The 17,755-nt window shown below is 54.0% G+C and carries 18 protein-coding genes, 1 tRNA gene and 1 pseudogene; 9 read left to right on the top strand and 11 right to left on the bottom strand.

Annotation, left to right across the window (positions count from 1 at the left end; translation table 11 throughout):
• Positions 1–100 precede the first annotated feature (100 nt).
• From zipA to MWU64_RS08020, 3 genes are all read left to right on the top strand, one after another.
• Positions 101–1,078, top strand: coding sequence for a cell division protein ZipA (gene zipA / locus MWU64_RS08030; RefSeq protein WP_247063304.1), 978 nt, complete (start codon positions 101–103; stop codon positions 1,076–1,078).
• A 23-nt stretch (positions 1,079–1,101) separates the two neighbouring features.
• Positions 1,102–3,138 carry an NAD-dependent DNA ligase LigA gene (gene ligA / locus MWU64_RS08025; RefSeq protein ID WP_247063303.1) on the top strand — a complete coding sequence of 679 codons (2,037 nt, stop codon included), beginning with the start codon at positions 1,102–1,104 and terminating at the stop codon, positions 3,136–3,138.
• Positions 3,139–3,292: 154 nt separating this feature from the next.
• Positions 3,293–5,962, top strand: a complete 2,670-nt coding sequence (locus tag MWU64_RS08020) for a hypothetical protein (RefSeq protein WP_247063302.1) — start codon at positions 3,293–3,295, stop codon at positions 5,960–5,962.
• A 19-nt stretch (positions 5,963–5,981) separates the two neighbouring features.
• Here MWU64_RS08020 and MWU64_RS08015 read toward each other — a convergent pair whose 3' ends face one another.
• From MWU64_RS08015 to MWU64_RS08005, 3 genes are all read right to left on the bottom strand, one after another.
• The gene (locus tag MWU64_RS08015; protein WP_247063300.1) at positions 5,982–6,617 is read right to left on the bottom strand and encodes a CBS domain-containing protein; all 636 of its coding nucleotides are present in this window, start codon (positions 6,615–6,617) and stop codon (positions 5,982–5,984) included.
• Positions 6,618–6,721: 104 nt separating this feature from the next.
• Complete coding sequence (gene mnmC / locus MWU64_RS08010; protein WP_247063285.1) at positions 6,722–8,608, bottom strand: bifunctional tRNA (5-methylaminomethyl-2-thiouridine)(34)-methyltransferase MnmD/FAD-dependent 5-carboxymethylaminomethyl-2-thiouridine(34) oxidoreductase MnmC; 1,887 nt, start codon at positions 8,606–8,608, stop codon at positions 6,722–6,724.
• Between the two features lie 5 nt (positions 8,609–8,613).
• A complete protein-coding gene (locus MWU64_RS08005; RefSeq protein WP_247063283.1) occupies positions 8,614–9,219 on the bottom strand; it encodes a peptidylprolyl isomerase in 606 nt (201 codons plus the stop codon).
• A gap of 214 nt (positions 9,220–9,433) precedes the next feature.
• Here MWU64_RS08005 and MWU64_RS08000 point away from each other — a divergent pair, with 214 nt between their 5' ends.
• A complete protein-coding gene (locus MWU64_RS08000) occupies positions 9,434–10,186 on the top strand; it encodes a pilus assembly protein PilB (RefSeq protein WP_247063282.1) in 753 nt (250 codons plus the stop codon).
• A 66-nt stretch (positions 10,187–10,252) separates the two neighbouring features.
• On the opposite strand, the gene MWU64_RS07995 is transcribed toward MWU64_RS08000, so the two are convergent.
• The 3 genes from MWU64_RS07995 to flgA form a co-directional block, all read right to left on the bottom strand.
• A complete protein-coding gene (locus MWU64_RS07995; protein ID WP_247063281.1) occupies positions 10,253–10,723 on the bottom strand; it encodes a flagellar protein FlgN in 471 nt (156 codons plus the stop codon).
• A 7-nt stretch (positions 10,724–10,730) separates the two neighbouring features.
• On the bottom strand, positions 10,731–11,051 hold the full coding sequence (gene flgM / locus MWU64_RS07990; RefSeq protein WP_247063280.1) for a flagellar biosynthesis anti-sigma factor FlgM: 321 nt from the start codon (positions 11,049–11,051) through the stop codon (positions 10,731–10,733).
• A gap of 127 nt (positions 11,052–11,178) precedes the next feature.
• Complete coding sequence (flgA, locus tag MWU64_RS07985) at positions 11,179–11,883, bottom strand: flagellar basal body P-ring formation chaperone FlgA (protein ID WP_247063274.1); 705 nt, start codon at positions 11,881–11,883, stop codon at positions 11,179–11,181.
• A gap of 153 nt (positions 11,884–12,036) precedes the next feature.
• Here flgA and MWU64_RS07980 point away from each other — a divergent pair, with 153 nt between their 5' ends.
• Both MWU64_RS07980 and MWU64_RS07975 read left to right on the top strand, forming a co-directional pair.
• Positions 12,037–12,966: a chemotaxis protein CheV gene (locus tag MWU64_RS07980; RefSeq protein ID WP_247063272.1), complete on the top strand. Its 930-nt coding sequence runs from the start codon at positions 12,037–12,039 to the stop codon at positions 12,964–12,966.
• A 37-nt stretch (positions 12,967–13,003) separates the two neighbouring features.
• Positions 13,004–13,831: a protein-glutamate O-methyltransferase CheR gene (locus MWU64_RS07975; protein WP_247063270.1), complete on the top strand. Its 828-nt coding sequence runs from the start codon at positions 13,004–13,006 to the stop codon at positions 13,829–13,831.
• Positions 13,832–13,861: 30 nt separating this feature from the next.
• Here MWU64_RS07975 and MWU64_RS15470 read toward each other — a convergent pair.
• Positions 13,862–13,966 (bottom strand): annotated as a pseudogene (locus MWU64_RS15470) (cupin); the annotation flags it as partial.
• A gap of 18 nt (positions 13,967–13,984) precedes the next feature.
• Positions 13,985–14,515: an isochorismatase family protein gene (locus tag MWU64_RS07970; protein WP_247063268.1), complete on the bottom strand. Its 531-nt coding sequence runs from the start codon at positions 14,513–14,515 to the stop codon at positions 13,985–13,987.
• 190 nt (positions 14,516–14,705) lie between these two features.
• Here MWU64_RS07970 and MWU64_RS07965 point away from each other — a divergent pair.
• A tRNA-Ser gene (locus tag MWU64_RS07965) sits at positions 14,706–14,796 on the top strand.
• 59 nt (positions 14,797–14,855) lie between these two features.
• On the opposite strand, the gene MWU64_RS07960 is transcribed toward MWU64_RS07965, so the two are convergent.
• Complete coding sequence (locus MWU64_RS07960; RefSeq protein ID WP_281496303.1) at positions 14,856–15,806, bottom strand: AEC family transporter; 951 nt, start codon at positions 15,804–15,806, stop codon at positions 14,856–14,858.
• An 86-nt stretch (positions 15,807–15,892) separates the two neighbouring features.
• Here MWU64_RS07960 and MWU64_RS07955 point away from each other — a divergent pair, with 86 nt between their 5' ends.
• A complete protein-coding gene (locus tag MWU64_RS07955; RefSeq protein ID WP_114335537.1) occupies positions 15,893–16,291 on the top strand; it encodes a DUF1330 domain-containing protein in 399 nt (132 codons plus the stop codon).
• On the opposite strand, the gene MWU64_RS07950 is transcribed toward MWU64_RS07955, so the two are convergent.
• Positions 16,292–16,636, bottom strand: coding sequence for an AzlD domain-containing protein (locus tag MWU64_RS07950; RefSeq protein WP_247063266.1), 345 nt, complete (start codon positions 16,634–16,636; stop codon positions 16,292–16,294).
• Entirely contained in the window at positions 16,629–17,333 is a 705-nt protein-coding gene (locus MWU64_RS07945) for an AzlC family ABC transporter permease (protein ID WP_247063265.1), read from the bottom strand. The genes MWU64_RS07950 and MWU64_RS07945 overlap by 8 nt, the downstream gene beginning before the upstream one ends.
• A gap of 77 nt (positions 17,334–17,410) precedes the next feature.
• Here MWU64_RS07945 and MWU64_RS07940 point away from each other — a divergent pair, with 77 nt between their 5' ends.
• The gene (locus MWU64_RS07940; protein ID WP_247063264.1) at positions 17,411–17,659 is read left to right on the top strand and encodes a hypothetical protein; all 249 of its coding nucleotides are present in this window, start codon (positions 17,411–17,413) and stop codon (positions 17,657–17,659) included.
• Positions 17,660–17,755 lie beyond the last annotated feature (96 nt).

Here is a 17,755-nt window from a genome sequence, read left to right as displayed (position 1 = left end):
ACCATGACAATACCGCCATCTGGGCCCGGTGTGCGTTGTATTCGATACGGGCTTTTTTTAGAGTAACAATGTTGCAAACTGCGAACAGGACAGCAGAATTATGTCACTTAGGGAATGGTTAATTGCCATAGGTACCCTGGTTATCATCGGAATCGTCGTTGACGGCATCCGGAGAATGCACCGCGCTCGTAAAGAGTCCATCGCGATATCGTCAGGAATGGGTGTGGACGAATTGGATGACTCGCCCCTTGACTCGGAATTCAATCCCGAGCTGCCGAATGGCGGGGCTCGAATTGTTTCCCGAGGTGCCTTGGAAAAGCAGGGCTATCTAAAATCGGATCATTCGGAGCCTTTAAGCAGTCTGGACGACGACCAGGATATTTCCCCGGAGTCCGGATGGGGAGCAGAGCGGGACGAGCCATACACCCCGGATGAACCGGAAGAAACCACACGCCTAAGCGACGCCGAGGCGGTTGATACTACCGACGTGCGCACAGAGGCCCCGGCCGAGGAGCCCGCTGCAGAGTCTGTGGCCAACCCTGAAAGTGTGGCCGATGTGGTGCATGATGTTCAGGAAGATACTGCAAACCGGCAAGTGGCCCGGCGCGATGCCAACCGGCCTTTAGCCGGCGCTAACCGCCCTGAAGCTAAGGAAGTGCTGGTCATTAATGTGCTGGCTCCCCAGGACAAACCGTTTGAAGGCATTGTGCTAAAAAAGCTGTTTGAAGCCTGTGGCCTGGAGTTCGGTGATCTGGATATCTATCACCGTCACGAAGGTAGTGATACCACAACGCCCGTGCAGTTCAGTGTTGCCAGCGCTGTCGAACCGGGCACGTTCCGGCCCGAAGAGATGCCTGAACTCAGCACGCCCGGCATCAGTTTTTTCATGAGTCTGCCCGGCCCGACCAATGCACTGCAAGCGTTCGAGTTTATGCTGGAAACCGCGCAGTGTGTTGTTCGCAACATGGGGGGCGAGCTGAAAGACGAGCGCCGAAGTGTGATGACACCGCAAACCATTGAGCATTGCCGCCAGCGCATCCGCGAATTTGAACGTAAACAGCGTTTCCACCGGGTGTAACGCTTAACCAGGACACCCACCTGATGACACAGATCCCTTCCGAAGTGCAGCAGCGCGTAGACGAACTGCGCGCTGCACTCCACGATCACAATTACCAGTATTACGTGCTGGACGATCCCAAAATCCCCGATGCGGAATACGATCGCTTGTTTCGGGAATTGCAGGCGTTAGAGGCTGAGTATCCGAAACTCGCCTCGGACGATTCACCCACGCGCAGAGTGGGCAGTGCCGCCGACACCAGTTTTGCCGAGGTAATCCACCGTGTGCCGATGCTTTCGCTCGACAACGCTTTCAGTGAGGAAGAGTTGCAGGAGTTCGATCGCCGGGTGCGCGACAGGCTCGGAACTGATGAGCCGATCGAATACGTGTGTGAGCCGAAACTTGACGGGCTGGCGGTAAGCCTGCATTACGAGAACGGCTTGCTTACCCGAGCGGCAACCCGTGGCGACGGTACGACCGGCGAGGACATTACCGCCAATATCCGAACCATTCCATCGGTGCCTCTGAAGTTACGCGGGAACGATTACCCAGACCTCGTAGAGGTCAGGGGCGAGGTTTATATGCCGAAAGCGGGTTTTGAGAAGCTCAACAAAGGGCTGGCGGATCAAGGCGAGAAAACCTTCGTAAACCCCCGAAACGCAGCCGCCGGTAGCTTGCGGCAGAAAAAATCAACCGTCACCGCGAAACGGCCTTTGGAAATGTGTGCCTACAGCATGGCGGTTTTGGATGAAGATGAGTTGCCAGCCACGCATTGGGATAGTTTGCAGCTGGTGAAAAACTGGGGCTTTCGGATCAACCCAGAGATGCGTGTGGCGACCGGAGCCAAAGCTTGCCTGGACGCATACAACGACTTGATGGACAAGCGCGCCAGCTTGCCCTATGAGATTGACGGCATTGTGTTCAAAGTGAACCGGTTGGATCTTCAGCAGCAGCTCGGGTTTGTGTCGCGTGCCCCCCGGTGGGCCATTGCTCAGAAATTCCCGGCTCAGGAAGAGTTGACCACCATTGAAGGTGTTGAGTTTCAAGTAGGCCGAACCGGTGCGGTAACTCCGGTCGCGCGTTTGAAGCCTGTGTTTGTGGGCGGCGTGACCGTCTCGAATGCCACCCTGCACAACATGGATGAAGTGCGCCGGCTGGATGTTCATATTGGTGACACAGTGTTTATCCGCAGGGCCGGCGATGTCATTCCGCAAGTGGTGAAAGTGGTGCCCGAGAAACGCCCCAACAACGCTCAAGGGGTGGTGATGCCGACACAGTGCCCGGTGTGTGATTCGGACGTCGTGCAGATTGAAGGCGAAGCCGTCGCTCGCTGTTCGGGCGGGCTTTATTGCCCGGCGCAGCGTAAAGAAGCCATTCGGCACTACGCTTCTCGTAAAGCGCTGGATATCGAAGGCTTGGGGGATCGGTTGATTGAAGTGCTGGTTGACGAGGGTATGGTCGCCACCGTTGCTGACCTTTATCGTTTAACCAAATTCCAGATATCCAGTTTAGAGCGCATGGGCGATAAATCGGCCAGCAACCTTATAGCCGCGATTGACCGTTCCCGGAACCCTGTATTGTGGAAATTTCTGTACGCACTCGGTATTCGGGAAGTTGGAGAGGCGACAGCCAAATCGTTAGCGGGGTACTTCGGAACGCTGGAGGCGATTTCGGAAGCGACTGAAGAGGCGCTGCAGCAGGTATCGGACGTTGGGCCGATAGTGGCGGGGCATATTCGCAGCTTCTTCGATCAGCCTCACAACCAGGAAACTCTGAGGGCTTTGCAAGAGGCCGGTGTCGTCTGGCAAGAGCAGCAGGTAACCTCCGCGGATGAACAGCCTTTGGCTGGTGAAACCTGGGTCCTGACGGGGACCTTGTCACAGCTGACGCGGGACCAGGCAAAAGCAAAGTTGGAGCGCCTGGGGGCAAAGGTGGCTGGCAGTGTCTCCAAAAAGACAGCATGCGTGGTAGCTGGTGAAGCCGCGGGTTCAAAGCTTGCGAAAGCGGAGCAGCTTGGAGTAAAAGTGCTCAATGAAGACGCGCTATTAGCATTTTTTAACGAACACGGCATTGAAATCTGACTTGGTGCCTGCCGGGTGATTCTGAGAACTCGCGCAGGTCCCGCAATAGGCAAATTGGCTACCATGACGTTGATCTGTAACGGTGTGTAAATGGGCTTCGCGCAAGCGAGCCCGGTCACCGTCCTAACAATAACGTCAAGAAACGGATTTTTGCATGCGTGCCGATTTGTCTTTCCGTACCTGTCTGGCTGGCCGCTTGGCCGGTGTTGCGTTCATCGCTTTGGTTGCTGCTGGCTGCAAAACCGAAAAAGATCCTGACCAGCCTACGCTGCTCGGTGCGCCGGCACCCACGGCCTATCTTGGTGTTGAGTATTATTATAACTGGGGCGCCTATGGCGGTGAGGATATCCTCGATTACTCGCTGGTGAATGCGCCCTCCTGGCTTGCTCTGGAAGACACCTCAAACAAAGCGCGGCAAGGCATCATAATGCGTGGCGTACCCGGTCTTTCCGGGGGCAATCGCGGTGAAGCGGACCTGGGTAAGAACACCAATATCGAAATCGTCACAACGGACGGCAAAATGGCCGGTTTTCAGCCATTCGATATTGAAGTAAAGCCGAACGTGATGTCGATTGAGGTTGATGAGTTCACAGAAGGAGAGGTGGGCGAGGTTGCACAGACAAGGTATGCCAATACCTGTGCCGTACCGGATCTTAGTGCATCAGGAACTCATTCTTTTGCGCTGAACGTTTACGAGGATGATGGAACGTTCAAGCAAACCGATCAAGTCAGCAGCACGACCTACCGTACCTACGCTAAAGTAACTCTCGAAAAGCCGTCCGTCACTCGCATCCGCGTTGCCTATCAGTTAGATAGCGATTTTGATCCGGAAAACTGCGATGCCGGTGTTAGCGCTCCGCACCAAAAATGCGAATACAGCACCTCAAACACTGGGCGGGCGATTGTCGGTCAGGACATTGTCGTGCTGGGCTCTGGGTCTGATGAAGCGGTAGACGACGAAGGTAATCCGTTATCCTATATCACCTACGAACGGAACGACGCCAATGTTTATGACCGCGGCGTACTCACGTTCGAGCCGGGTATCACCGAATGCTACATCCCGCTGGAAGTTGTGGACGATCGCATTCCGGAGCCCAGTGAGTTGGCGTTCATTCGTTTGACAGAAGTGCGCGACGGTATTGCTGCGTTAGGGATAAAGAATACGGGCACGCAAGCCGGTATTACCATTCTCGATAACGAGCCCGTCGTTTCTGTTCAAACGCTCAAGGGCGGAGCAAAGGACACGATTAACGCCGGTGATAACGCGGCTGCCACCACCTATAAGGCGATAGTGGCGGGTGAGCGGGATGGCCCGGTGATGGTTCGTTTTGCCGAGCAGGGTAAGAGCTCCGGCGCCAGAAAAGGCACTCATTATGAGATTGTCGATGACAATGGCTTACCACTTACGGAGCTTGTCTTTCCCGAAGATCAGGACGAGATCGAATTTGGTATTCGTGGCAAATCATACGCCTTGTCGGCAGATGACGGCTACGACGATCTGTTTTTGAATCTTTCCGTCGATGATCCCTATCAGGCTGGCCGTCAGGGCTATGCACGAGCAGATAGCGACAGCCTGCTACGGGTTAACCTGAACCGTTTGACCACCGCGCAAACCTTTACCGACTTCACGCCAACTGACATAGAGTTGGGGCATGCCAGTCGATTGTTTGTGGCAGGCTATACCGATACGGCTGCCGAAGTTCGCATCTACGATCAGGCTGGCACCGTGCTCGACACTGTGACGGTTGCATCCGGAGTGACGAACACGGAGGTGTACATCAGTGTTGCTGAGCGCGTTGATAGCACCGCAACCCCGAAGGTGACTTACCAGGAGTTTGCGGTGGGTTACTCGGCACCCGGAAATAACGGCGGTCAAGATGCATTTGCGCGCTTATTTCGCTTCGATGGTACCGACTACCTTCCGGTTTGGGCTTCAGCTTATGAGGCGGGCTCCAGCGCGGATGAGGTGGTACGTTGGGTGGGCTTAAGCGCAGATCGAGCGAACCCTCTTGTCGCTTTGGCGGGTGAGACCGCCGGTGGTTGGAGCGACCAGGCCAATACCGGTGGCAAGGACGTGTTTTTGATTGAAATCGAAGATGACACGGGCTCGCCTAAAGAAAAAGCATTGCGTTTCGTAGGCTCGAGTGCGGATGACCAGTTAATGGCTGGTGACTTAAGTGCTTCGTCGCCGGTTTTGTTTGGGCAGGCGCAAACAACACTCGACGGGACCAGCAAGACCGGGCCGTTTTTTGTCACCGGCCGAGCCAGCGCAAAGCTGAATGTGGTGCAGGTTGGTGAGGATGTTTCGGAAACGCTGCGACATGGCGTTTACGGGGCGGGATTGGCTTGGCTAGTAGGTGATTCCAGTGGGCTTACATACGCCATCACAGAAGTGGAAGGTGCCGACAACGAGCTGACACGCAGCCGCAGCCTAAACAGCCAAGCCGGGTTTGCCTGGGGCGTGGCGGGCAATGGTGAGCCGCGCTCCGTGTTTCAGGTTAATGATGCTGCTGATGCATCGAATGAAACGCTTACACACAGCCTGCTATTTGATGGTGATATTGTACTGGCGGGTAACACCGATGGGCAGCTGGATAACGATAGCACGGCGGCTACCGGGAACGATGGCATTCTCGCCCGCAGAAGTGCGCAGGAAGAATTGGCTTATCGTACCTGGAATACGCAAATCCCCAACGATATGTCGTTTCTGGACCTGGTGAATTACCGCGATGATGAAGTGATTTCTCTGGTAGATGCTGCCGGTGAACGCCAGCTGATTGTGTTTAGTCCAGAGGGCAAATTGCTGACACCTATCGCACCTTAGCTGGTGGGCCGGGTGGGGGCTAAAGGGCCCCCTCTTGCTGCCGGGAACTGGCATAGAGTTTTAAATAGTCGGTACTGGTCACAATGCCGGAAGGCTCACCACTGGAGCCTTCAATGATTAGCGCAGCATTCAGGCGGTGAGCCAGCATTAATCGGGCAAGTTGATGGGCATCGGTTTCAGGAAACGCGGTTAAAAATGCCGGTAGCTCCATGTTTAACAGGCTTTGGGTGTCGGCTTCGTTCGGGTTCTCGTGAATCCAGCTTAGCAGCCATCTGAAGTCGATAAGCCCCGCAACATTGTCCTCCGACATGACCACCAGATGGTGCACGGCGTTATCTTTCATCATCGCAAACGCTTCAGTCATGGTTGCTGTGGCCGAAACCAAATACTGCGCCGGCGACGCTATTTCTGATACAGGCAGATACACCCGTTCTTCCTTGCGCTCTCCTGCCGCGACTGTTCCGTATTGTTGCAGTGCACGATGCCGGCCGCTGTTTGCGGCCTGTTGAAATTCGGCATCTGTGGCTTCGTTGTGCGTATTTGAAAGTGCACTCGAGGCTTCTAACTCGGTAACGTCACCGACCGTTCGATTCCGAAAGACCTCCGGAAGGCGGGTACCGATAGGACGGCCGGGTTCACTGACATGAATCGACATAACTGCTACACCTTTAGTGACCGCTGCACCGTATCCTTGTGAGCTCTATTATACGTTTATCGGCATTTTCTCCGAAAACTTCAGTACTATCATCGTTTCACCTTCTAAAGCTCTCGTCTGGGATAGAGGCGAAGTGTATCAACGCGTCGGGCCAGATGACTTGGCAGGCAAACCGGTTGCCCCGTCAATGTGTCCGCGAGATATTCCGCAAGCAAAGGCCCCCAAACCAGCCCCTTGCTACCAAGCCCGGTGAACAGGTACGCCCCTTCTACTTTGTCGCCGGATTCCGTGCGCAGTTCCCCGGCGACCGGTTGATAGTCATGGGTGGTGCAGCGAAACGCGACGCGACCTTGCAGGGTTTCAACTGCTGGCGCTTGCGTTACCGGAAGGTCGGGCAGCATCCGTAAGAGTTCATCCAGATTCTCTTGATGGCCTTCTTCGGTAACCTTGGGATTGTCATTTCTGATGTCAAACGTAGCGCCTGTGGTTGCTTGCCCTTGAGAAACGGGATTTAAATACCTCGAGCCACAAATGACGGTCGCCGGCGGGTTAACGGATTCTTCGGGTAAATAGGTGACCTGGCCACGAATCGGTTTCAGCCGCAGTTTACCGGTCACTGGGGCAATCTCCGCGGTTTGGTGCCCACAAGCGATGACCAGTTTCGAAACCTTCAGGCTGAAATGATGTGCGCTCTGAAGTGACCAGCCTGTTTCGAGGCGCTCGATACACTGAACCTCAAAGTTAAATTGGGTGGTAATCAGCGGGTGCTCGGAAAGTTTCTTGCAGGCTTTGGCGGGCTCAAGCCACCCCGACTTTGGAAACCACAGCCCTGCAACCGAAATATCGATACCGGCGAGTTCCGAAGCTTGGGCTTGGCATACAGGCGTTAAAAAATCGTCAGGGTACTGATTCCGCTCGCAAAATTTGCGTTGGCGCGCCGCTTCGTTTGCCGTTGTAGCCAGTTGTAATAAGCCGGTGGGGTGCCAGAAGTCATCTTCCCAAGGGCGATAATACCGCTGACTGAAACTTAACGCTGTTGCCGCCAACTCAGCTTGTGCGTTGTACTCGATGCCGAGTTTTGCGTAGAGAGCACCCTGAGCGTTGCCTGATGCCGCAGCGCCAGCACAGGCGGCTTTATCGATTAATAGGACAGGAATACCGCGATCCGCAAGGTTCCGAGCTAAAAGCGTCCCAGCGATGCCTGCGCCGATAATGGCCACCGGTTCAGGAAGTGGAGTGGCTGGGCTTGAGGTTGAGTCTTCATATGCAAGGGTGCCAGCGATCATTTCGCGTTTGCGGCTGAATCCGGGGTGTTTAGTAATCTCAAACCCGGCGGCTTCAAGGGCGCGCCGGACCCGGCCAACTGCGGTAAACGTTGAGAAGGTTGTCCCCGGGCGGCTGTGGTTGCGAACAGCCTGAATTGCCTCATCGGTCCACATGTCCGGGTTATGTTCGGGGGCGAACCCATCGAGAAACCAGGCATCTGCACAGAACGGAAGCTGGTTCAGCCCGTCTTTGAGTTCACCAAAAAACAACGTGAGTCTGACCCGCCCACCGTTGAATACCAAGCGGTGAACGCCTTTCATCAGGGGCGGGTACTGGTCTACTAACTGTTCTGTAAACGGCCCGAGTTCGGGCCAGCGTGATAGCGCCCGTTTTAGGGCATCCTGAGTAAGCGGGTAGCGCTCAAACGAGACAAAGTGCAGGACCGAGTGTGCGTGGTTTGCGGTTAGCGTGTCCCATTCGGCCCAGGTGGCTAAAAAACTAAGGCCGGATCCGAACCCGGTTTCCCCAACCACAAAGTGGCCATAATTCGGCACACTCTCGAAACGCTCCCGGAGTTTGTTGGGCTCGATAAACACATACCGCGTTTCAGACAAACCATCGTCTCGGTTGAAGTACACATCACCGAAACGGGAGGATTCCGGGATGCCATCGTGCCAAATTAATTCCGCCGGCTCTGTGGCCGGCGGTTTGAGGGCTTCCGACATGGCCATTAGTCTTCAGCAGAAACCTTTGTCACACTTTTTATGGTGACGGGTGAGACGGGAACGTCGCCCATGCCTTGCTTGCGTCCGGTCTGAACCGAGGCAATTTTATCGACCACGCCCATGCCCTCGGTCACCTTCCCGAAAACCGCGTAGCCAGCGCCGCGCACGCCCGCGTTAAGAAAGTCGTTATCGATGACATTGATAAAGAACTGTGAGGTGGCGGAGTCCGGATTGTTGGTGCGGGCCATGGCAATGGTGCCGCGCAGGTTGGGGAGGGTTTGGCTGCCTTCGTTTACGATGGGAGCTTTCGTGGGTTTTCGGCTCATATCTGCGGTAAATCCGCCGCCCTGGATCATGAAGCCTGCAATCACGCGATGAAAAATGGTGTCGTCGTAGAATCCGTCTTCGACATAGCCGAGGAAGTTTTCGACTGTTTTTGGTGCAACGTCGGGGCGTAAAAGAAGTTCAAATGCACCTTCGGACGTGACGAAGCGTACTTTAGGCAAATCTTGGTTGGCATCGGCATGTGCAGCGCCGGAGAACACTAACGCCGACATAATTAACAATGCGGCATAAATCACAAGAAATTGTTGTTTTACGAAGTTTGTCATTTAAAGGCTGCCCTTTGTTTCAGTGAGTGTCGGAATAGCTGACATAATCATGTTTGCTACAAAGTAACTAACGATATTAACAGATCCTTACGCCGATAAGAGCAAAAGCAAACAGCAAGCCGGGCCGTCCTCGGCTACGCTTGCTAAAGGTTGCACTAAATCACAATGCCGGGCCTGGTTGTACGGTGTTCATGGCGAACACAGGAGAACACGAGTGAAAGTCCAAAAAGGATTTGAAGAAAAGTCACGGCTTGGTCGGTTGTTGATCAATCGAGGGTATTTAACGGAGGCAGAGCTCGAAGATGCCCTGATCCGTCAGCGTGCTTCGGGGGAGCGTCTGGGTGAGGTTTTAGTTGCCTCGGGCTGTATTACCGAAAAAGATCTGATTCGGGTGTTGAAACACCAGTCCCGTTACCGCAACACCGCTGCATTGGTCACAATGGTGGCACTGCCGTTTCAGCCGTTAGTATCGTTTGCCTCAACAACAGACAATGACGATGCAGGCGCTGTGGCCAGGGCCGGGCAGATGAACGAAGGGCACGGGTTTGCGGCTTTGACGGACGACGAAATGTCGTCGGTATCCGGGCAGCGCAACATTGGGTTGCTCGATCGTATTGAAAAAGTTGCGGCCATGCCCGGGAATGCTGCGGATGCAGAGGGCGGCAATGCCGATGAGGCTGGATTGGATGCGGTTGAGGGTGTGCGGCTGGCGGCGAACGTGTTCGTGCCGGTGTTAAGCTTCCTTGACTCCGATCTCACCATTTCGGGTGTCAAATACCGCGACGGAGAAGAGCGATATTCCATCCGCGATGATGGAGCGATTACCTTCGCACTGCCGGAGCGAATTGAAGAGATCCGAATGGACAATATCCGGGTCGCGGGCGGAAATAGTGCTTCGATGGGAAGTGTCAGTATTCAGGATATTCGTTTTCATCCCGCATCGAGCATGACCATCTACACACGCTAAAACCTGTTGGCGACCAAGACAAAAATGCCCGGTGGTTAGCCGGGCATTTTTGTGTGCAGGCAAGGCTCAGGCGCTTGCAAACACCGTACTGCTGGCAACATTGGTTTGCTGGCCTTGTGCGCCATAGAGCTTTTGTTGGCTGGATGCGCCGCGGAAAATATCGGTTACTCGTGCAAGGCGTTTCTGCAGGTGCCCGACCACTCGCCCGTTATTCTGGTTCAGCGACTGGCATTCCCGAAGCTTGTGGTCGGCGGTCTTCCAGAGTTGGTACAAATCGTCCATTCCGGCGGCTCGAATAAAGCGTGAGGGTTCGCCGGTGTCGGGGCGGAAGCCTATATCTACAAGCAAGTGAATCTTTTGACGAGCCCGATCACGGATTGCTCCAAGAATTCGATTCTTTTCTTCCGTGAGTTCCTGGAGTGGGGCAATGTCGGAAGAGGCCAGCGCCTCTTTCTCCCGAAGGAGAAGGTCCGCCAGGCTGTCTAGCTGGCGGATGTCTTCACTAAGAAGGGTCTTCAGATCATCGATAGCGGCCATACATTACTCACCCAAAAATGCTTTCATCCATCTCAAGCATTTTCTGGGCCAGTTTTTCTGCATCGATCTTGTAGGTGCCGTTATCCAGTGCGGAGCGGATTTCCGCAATGCGATCGTCGTCCATTTCCGGATAGTCGACAAGCTTTTCCTCAAGTTGCTTCAGGTTTTTTGCCTGACTGCTGAGGCTAACGTTTTCGCCTCGGGCAGCCGGTCCCTGTGCCTTGGCTTGGTCGGCAGCCGGAGTTGGTGCGTTGTTCGACGTTTTGTCGGCCTGGGTTCTGGTGGTGTTGACCTGGCCGGGGCCAATTCCATTTAAGTCAACTGACATAAAGTTACCTATTTGCCTTGGGCCACATATCGCAGTGGCGGAATCGGGTTTATATCCGGTTAACGGCAATTTGTTGCCGGACTTTAGTCTTTTCAGGAAAAAAGTTTCCGCCCGGCTAATTTTGGTGTTATTGCATCGGAATCTCGACGCGTCCCGGCGCGACCACCGTTGCTTTGACGGTTCTCGCAGACCGGAGGTTTTCTACCAACACTTGCTCTCCGATGCTGGCGTTGCCAAGAGCTTTACCGCGGGAGCTGACTGAAAAAGAGCCGGTTCGGGCCAGAATAATAACATGGTCGCCCCGTTCAATGGCATCTGGTGCTTCCAGCAAGTCTGGTGTCAGCACGGTGCCGGTTTTAACCGGGCGCCGAACCATCATGCCTTCAATGTTTGCCATATCGGTGAGCGTGCCGCGACGACTGGCGTTTAGCTGGACCTCGCTTGTGGTCAATGCTGCGCTGGACAGTCGTTCTCCCCGGGTCAACGGGCGTGCGGCAACAAGGGCAGGGCCGTAGGCCTGAACTGAGGCCGTTACATACATCCGCCAAGGTCGTTTGCCTTGGCAACTGATAAGAATCGAAGGGCTGGGGGTTCGTAGCGGGTCACTCACGAACTCCAGTTCCGGATCGCCCTCGCAGGGTGCCAGTTTCAGGCGCCGGTCCACGTTACCGATTTGGTACTCAATGCGTCGATTAAGATCCCTTTGATCTTCCGCCCACGTTTGTAAAAATCGCTCCGCCATGCTTCGAATATCAGCGGCCGTCGTGGCTTGCTCTGCGAAGGCAGGAAAACTGCACATCAGCGTCAGCGTAAATAAAATCAGGGTACGCATTTCAGGTGCTTTGTCCTATGCTGTCGTTAAGTCTGTCGCCCATAAAAAACTTAAGGATCTGGGCATATGGCCGTTATGCTATCTCTGAAATTATGGTCTTGGTGATATAAAGCAAAATCAGTGCCGTTTAGGGCACGTCAGGAGTAGAACGACATGACAGGGGTACTTCAAAGCGTTAATCAGCGCACCCAGCTGGTCGGCCAGAATCGGCTTGAACTATTGCTGTTTCGGCTCCGCGGTCGCCAGGTGTACGGTATTAACGTGTTCAAAGTGAAAGAAGTGCTGCAGTGCCCGAAGCTGTCCTCTATTCCCAACAGTCGCGCGGTTGTAAGGGGGGTGTCCCATATCCGGGGAGAAACCATTCCTATTGTTGATATGAGCATGGCAATCGGACTGCCCGGAGTGCCTCAGGAGGAGCTTGCGACAAGCTTCGTTATCATCACCGAATACAACCGAAAAACTCAGGGATTTTTGGTGTCCGGGGTCGAGCGGATTCTGAATATGAACTGGGAAGATATCATGCCGCCACCGAAAGGGGCGGGTAAGGATGTCTACCTGACTGCGGTAACAAAAGTTGATGAAAAGCTGGTAGAAATCATTGATGTAGAGAAGATTCTTTCCGAGGTTTCTCCGCTTAGGGAAGACGTCAATGACGAGATTGTGACAAGAAGTGCCGCCCAATCTAAGCGTCATCTTCCAGTCTTGGTGGTGGATGATTCTGCTGTTGCACGTCGCCAGATCAGCCGGTGCCTGACGGCGATCGGAATGGAAGTGATTACTCAAAACGATGGGAAGCAAGCGCTGGACTATCTGCGAAATATCACTCAGGACGGCTCAACCATTCGGGAGCATCTTTCGTTGATTATTTCCGATGTGGAAATGCCTGAGATGGACGGATACACGCTGGTCACTCGCATTAAAGAAGATCCGGCCCTGAAAGATATGTTTATTATGTTGCACACGTCGCTGAGCGGTGTTTTTAACATGGCCATGGTGAAGAAGGTGGGCGCTGACGATTTTATGGCAAAGTTCAGCCCAGACGAGCTGGCTGAGCGTGTCATGGAATTGATCGGCCAGGATTGATGGCTCAGTTAACCGTTTTACCCACGATAGAGATGCAATGAACGCGGAAATTACGCCCAAGGAATACGAAGAGTTCAAAACGTTCTTGCAGGACGCATGCGGTATCCTGTTGGGCGATAACAAGCAGTATCTGGTCAAAAGTCGGCTGCGCAAAATTCTGGAAGAGAATGGCTTGACTTCGCTTGGGGAGCTTTTGGAGAAATTGAAGCGCTCCGGTCGCATGGGGTTGCGTGAGGTCGTGATCGATGCGATGACCACCAACGAGACGCTTTGGTTCAGAGACAATCATCCGTTTCGTATTCTGCAGGATAAATTGTTGCCGGAATTCGCAGAGAGAAAGTCTTTGCAGCCGTTGCGAATCTGGTCGGCTGCATGCTCAACGGGACAAGAGCCATACTCCGTTTCGATGGTTCTGGACGAGTTTCGTCAGGCCCGCCCGGGTAAGCTTCGTGATGTTCGCATCACCGCGACGGATATCTCGAAGAGCGTTCTGGAAGTGGCGCGCAAAGGCGAGTATGAAATGATCGCGATTGGCCGGGGTTTGTCGCCCGAGCGCCAGAAACGCTACTTCAAACCGTCTGTAAACGGTGGCTGGCAGATTAATGACCAAATTAAACGGATGGTGGAGTTTAAAGAGCTGAACTTGCTTGAGCGCTATATGCTTGGGAAGTTCGACATCATTCTTTGCCGCAATGTGCTGATCTATTTCTCTGCGGAATCCAAGAAAGATATTCTGGTTCGCCTGCACGGTGCGCTGAATCCCGGTGGCTATTTGATTCTTGGCGCGTCGGAATCGCTAAACGGGTTGCCAGATCTGTACGAGATGGTTCAGTGCCAGCCCGGCATCGTTTACCGGAAAAAATAACCTCAGTGCAACAGCATGATCTGCCACTGATTCCCGAACTAAGGGTTTACGTTCTACGCCCGCTGCCGGGCTAGGTGCCCAGTCAACCTCGTGAGTGCGAATGACCACACGTTGGGAAAAGTCCATGTTTAGCATATAAGCGCTCGTTACTCGTTATTTGATCAGTTCTTGAATATCGCGGAAGTGGGGGTGCTTACAGTGTCCCATCCATTCAAAAGCGACCATTTCGGTGGTGACGATTCGGGCACCGCTTTGATGCAGGCGGTCGAGGGCGACGTCGCGATCCAGCTCACTTCGTGACCCTGTGGCATCGGCCACAACCCAGACTTTGTAGCCGGCATCCAACAGGCTTAATGCCGTTTGCAGCATGCACACGTGGGTTTCGCAGCCACCGACAATAATGTGCTGCCGGCCTTCGGGCAGTTCATCGATGAGGCCGTCCGGGCAGGCATCAAAATGGGTTTTGCTCACGGTGGTGTTACAGAGCTCTCGTATGGATTCGACATTCTCGCCCAGCTTTTCTGGCAATTGCTCAGTACCAATCACCGGTACTTCAAGAAGCCCCGCGATAATCGCCAGCGTTGTGCAGCGATCTATAACCTCCGCGCCCTGGCTGATCGCCGGCATCAGCTTTTCCTGTACGTCGATGAGTAGCAGGGTGGATTGCTCGGCTTTCATCATCATGGTGTTCTCTCCGGAAGTGGTGGGCGTTAACTGCTAAGCATAGCGAAAATACCAAGCGAATAGGGGGTGAGGGCGGTGCGGAAATAAATTTTCAGAGAAATTTGCAGATACGGTTGCCAAACGCCGTCAAAACAATTAAAGTTTGCGCCCTCAAATGAGCGGCGAGTTTGCTGATTTGAAACAGTTTATTGGAGAGGTGGCCGAGTGGCTGAAGGCGCACGCCTGGAAAGTGTGTATACGTTAATAGCGTATCGAGGGTTCGAATCCCTCCCTCTCCGCCAAATTAAACCCCAGCAGAAATGCTGGGGTTTTTTGTTTGTGTCTTCAAAACTGGGTTAGTTCAACCCAAGCCGGCTATTTGTAAAACGAACACGCCCATCGTTACCGTCACGCTCGCCAACAAAGTGGTCAAGGCGATGATGTTGGCCGCCATACGGTCGTTGCCTCCGAGCGCCTTCACCATGACAAAACTGGCCGCTGCGGTGGGGCTTGCAAAGAACAGGAACATCAGCCCCAACTCCCGGCCTTCGAATCCCAATAACCAGGCTGCGAATGTGCAGGCAACTGGCAGTGTCACCATCTTCCACATGGCCGCCCCTAGCGCAGGCCCGCTGTCATTGCGAATGGCTTTCAACGATACGGCGCCGCCAATGCAAAGCAAAGCGAGAGGCAAGGTGAGCGAGGCAAAGTAGTTACCGCTGGTCATGATCCAGTCCGGCAGCGTCACCTCTAATCCGGCGAAGGGGACGGCGACGACAACGGCGATGATCAATGGGTTTCGGACAATATCCCGTAGCGTGGTCGCCGCATTCATTTGTTTGCCCGGTTGGTAGGCGAGCAACACAACCACTGACAGAACGTTGTACGAAATGATAACCAGGCCGAGTAACAGGCCCCCGGCCGAGAGGCCGTAATCGCCGTATAGATTAGCCGCGAGCGCCAATCCGACAATGCCACAGTTGCCCCGAAACGCACCCTGAACGTAAACCCCGCGGTCGTCTCTGGGCACACGTTTAATGGCCCATAGCCAAGCGCCAAAAAAACTCCCGAGGGTGGCCGCCAAGTAGAACAAAATCATGTTGGCGTTCAGAGTAGCGCTTAGGTCGGCCTTAATGATGGCGAGAAAAACAAGCGTCGGTAGCGTAGCCTTGAACACCAGCGCCGATGCTGTTGCAATGAAATTTTGGTCAATCCAGCCGAGTCGGCGTAGCCCCATACCTAGAAAAACCATGGCAAAGACGGGCAGGGTGATTTCCAGTGTGTCGCTGAATGTGGCTAGTAATTCGCTCAAGGTGAAGTATTCTCAGAATGTCGTCGATGGATGAAAAGGTTTTACCCGACGTAGCTCCTCACAATAACGAATAAGAAGGATACGCAATGGCGGCCCCAACTCAGGAAGACTTGAAGAAAATCTTGCAAGAAACCCCGAAAGATCAACCTGTCGTTATGCTCAATTTACTGAGATTCCGTGACCGGGCGGAATATCAGGACGCGAGTGAAGCGTGTTCCGGGCGCGACGCCTATAAACGTTATATGAAAGAAGCCGCTGCCTGTGTCAAAGCGGTTGGCGCTGAAGTTATCTGGTCTGGCCGAAGCGTCGGCTCTCTTATTGCGCCTCCCGAAGAGACTTGGGACCAAGTGTTACTGGTTCGATATCCTTCAACCGATGCCTTCCTGACTATGATTGAAGACCCGGATTACAAAGGTGTCCTCAAACATAGGACCGCCGCATTGGAAGACTCCCGATTAGTCGCTAACGTCGAGAGTGGCGTGTAATCAGGCACCCGCCACCATCATTCCGGTTTGCTGAATGGCCATATAGGCAATAGTGCCAGTCGCGATGGACAGCAAGGCATTGCCTCGCCAAAGATGAACCGCCACCACCAGCAAACCGGGGATCAAGGCATCTAACCCGAATGTCCCGGCACCCCAATTGCCCGACCTTTGTAGAAAAACCGTCGCCAGCAAGGCCATGACCGCTGCAGGCAGAAAACGCCCCAAATGTTTAATAAGCGGGTGGTCGGTGTGGCGTTCGAAAAACAGAAAGGGCACCACGCGCGTGGCGAAGGTTGCTAACGCCGTGACGGCGATGAATGCCGCCAGATAATAGCCTTCACTCATGGGTGGCCTCCGGCTCAAGACCAGGCTCGCGCTGGTAACGGTATTGAATCAACAGCACTGCAGTAACAATGGCAATGGCGGCAATCAACTGATGGGTGGCTGGTATCAGTAACATGGCAATACCTGCCGCGAATGCACCGGCCCAGATGGGGAAGGCGTTGCCAAGCGCCTTGAACTGCTCGATGGTCAAAACAATGAACAAAGCGACCAAGGCAAATTCGATACCCGTGCTGTTAAACGCGACCCACTCTCCAAGCAACGCACCCAGGGCGCATCCGGCAATCCAGTAGAGTTGATTGAAGGCGGTAATGCGGAAATCGATTTCTTGCTCGCTGTGTGAATCGCCGGAACGTATTCGGCTGGTCAGCAGCGAATAGGTTTCGTCCGTAAGCCCGAAGATAAGGTAACCTTTGCGCCAGCCGGCACCGCGAAACTGGCCAAGGAGTGACAGGCCGTAAAACAGGTGACGGGCATTAAGAACCAGCATCGCCACCGCCACTTCGAGCAACCCGGCATTGGCTGCTAACAGGCTAACGGCCAAGATTTGCCCGGCACCGGCATAGATCACCAGGCCCATAAGCGGCGCTATCCACCACGCATAATCCAGTTGCGTGGAAAACAGCACGCCGAAAGCCATCCCTAGTGGCAGGTAGCCAAACAGGATAGGGAGTGTTAGCTTGAAAACATTCTGGTTCATTAGCATCCAAACTTTGTAAAAGGCACGATGATAATGAATTGCTAGTGGCTTTTGAAGATACAGTGAAAGGATTGGTGATGAGCGATTATGCTAATGGACCTGAGTCGGATCCCCGTCAGGAGAAGTTTGTGGTGGATGCCAGCCTGTTAACCGCAGACCAGCTTGAAGGGCTGGCGGATGAATACTGCACGCGTTATCACGGGCTGAACGATACCGAGAACCCGTTAGCCGAGCGCAGTCGAGTGCTTGCCGCTGTTCGGGCAGGCGAGTTGGTGGTGTGGTTTGATCCGGTTGAGAATACGGCAAGCTTAGGCGCTCCGGCCTGAAACTCTGAACCGAAACGTTACAGTGGGTGATGAAGGCCAAGGTTTTGAACGCGTTACCTATGCGGTGAGTCCGGTAATGGGTACAATTGCTGAGCG

Source organism: Marinobacter sp. S0848L (genome assembly GCF_023016065.1).
In the GTDB taxonomy this organism is placed as follows: Bacteria; Pseudomonadota; Gammaproteobacteria; order Pseudomonadales; family Oleiphilaceae; genus Marinobacter.
This window is presented reverse-complemented; position numbering and strand designations above follow the sequence as displayed.

What these genes read in the sequence shown, in the direction of transcription:
- MWU64_RS07950 (WP_247063266.1), bottom strand. Translation starts at nt 16,636, where the DNA reads ATGAGTGAAGGCTATTATCTGGCGGCATTCATCGCCGTCACGGCGTTA.
- flgA (WP_247063274.1), bottom strand. Translation starts at nt 11,883, where the DNA reads ATGCGTACCCTGATTTTATTTACGCTGACGCTGATGTGCAGTTTTCCT.
- MWU64_RS07955 (WP_114335537.1), top strand. Translation starts at nt 15,893, where the DNA reads ATGGCGGCCCCAACTCAGGAAGACTTGAAGAAAATCTTGCAAGAAACC.
- MWU64_RS08005 (WP_247063283.1), bottom strand. Translation starts at nt 9,219, where the DNA reads ATGACAAACTTCGTAAAACAACAATTTCTTGTGATTTATGCCGCATTG.
- MWU64_RS07980 (WP_247063272.1), top strand. Translation starts at nt 12,037, where the DNA reads ATGACAGGGGTACTTCAAAGCGTTAATCAGCGCACCCAGCTGGTCGGC.
- ligA (WP_247063303.1), top strand. Translation starts at nt 1,102, where the DNA reads ATGACACAGATCCCTTCCGAAGTGCAGCAGCGCGTAGACGAACTGCGC.
- MWU64_RS07975 (WP_247063270.1), top strand. Translation starts at nt 13,004, where the DNA reads ATGAACGCGGAAATTACGCCCAAGGAATACGAAGAGTTCAAAACGTTC.
- mnmC (WP_247063285.1), bottom strand. Translation starts at nt 8,608, where the DNA reads ATGTCGGAAGCCCTCAAACCGCCGGCCACAGAGCCGGCGGAATTAATT.
- MWU64_RS07995 (WP_247063281.1), bottom strand. Translation starts at nt 10,723, where the DNA reads ATGGCCGCTATCGATGATCTGAAGACCCTTCTTAGTGAAGACATCCGC.
- MWU64_RS07945 (WP_247063265.1), bottom strand. Translation starts at nt 17,333, where the DNA reads ATGAACCAGAATGTTTTCAAGCTAACACTCCCTATCCTGTTTGGCTAC.
- MWU64_RS08020 (WP_247063302.1), top strand. Translation starts at nt 3,293, where the DNA reads ATGCGTGCCGATTTGTCTTTCCGTACCTGTCTGGCTGGCCGCTTGGCC.
- flgM (WP_247063280.1), bottom strand. Translation starts at nt 11,051, where the DNA reads ATGTCAGTTGACTTAAATGGAATTGGCCCCGGCCAGGTCAACACCACC.
- zipA (WP_247063304.1), top strand. Translation starts at nt 101, where the DNA reads ATGTCACTTAGGGAATGGTTAATTGCCATAGGTACCCTGGTTATCATC.
- MWU64_RS07940 (WP_247063264.1), top strand. Translation starts at nt 17,411, where the DNA reads ATGAGCGATTATGCTAATGGACCTGAGTCGGATCCCCGTCAGGAGAAG.
- MWU64_RS08015 (WP_247063300.1), bottom strand. Translation starts at nt 6,617, where the DNA reads ATGTCGATTCATGTCAGTGAACCCGGCCGTCCTATCGGTACCCGCCTT.
- MWU64_RS07970 (WP_247063268.1), bottom strand. Translation starts at nt 14,515, where the DNA reads ATGATGATGAAAGCCGAGCAATCCACCCTGCTACTCATCGACGTACAG.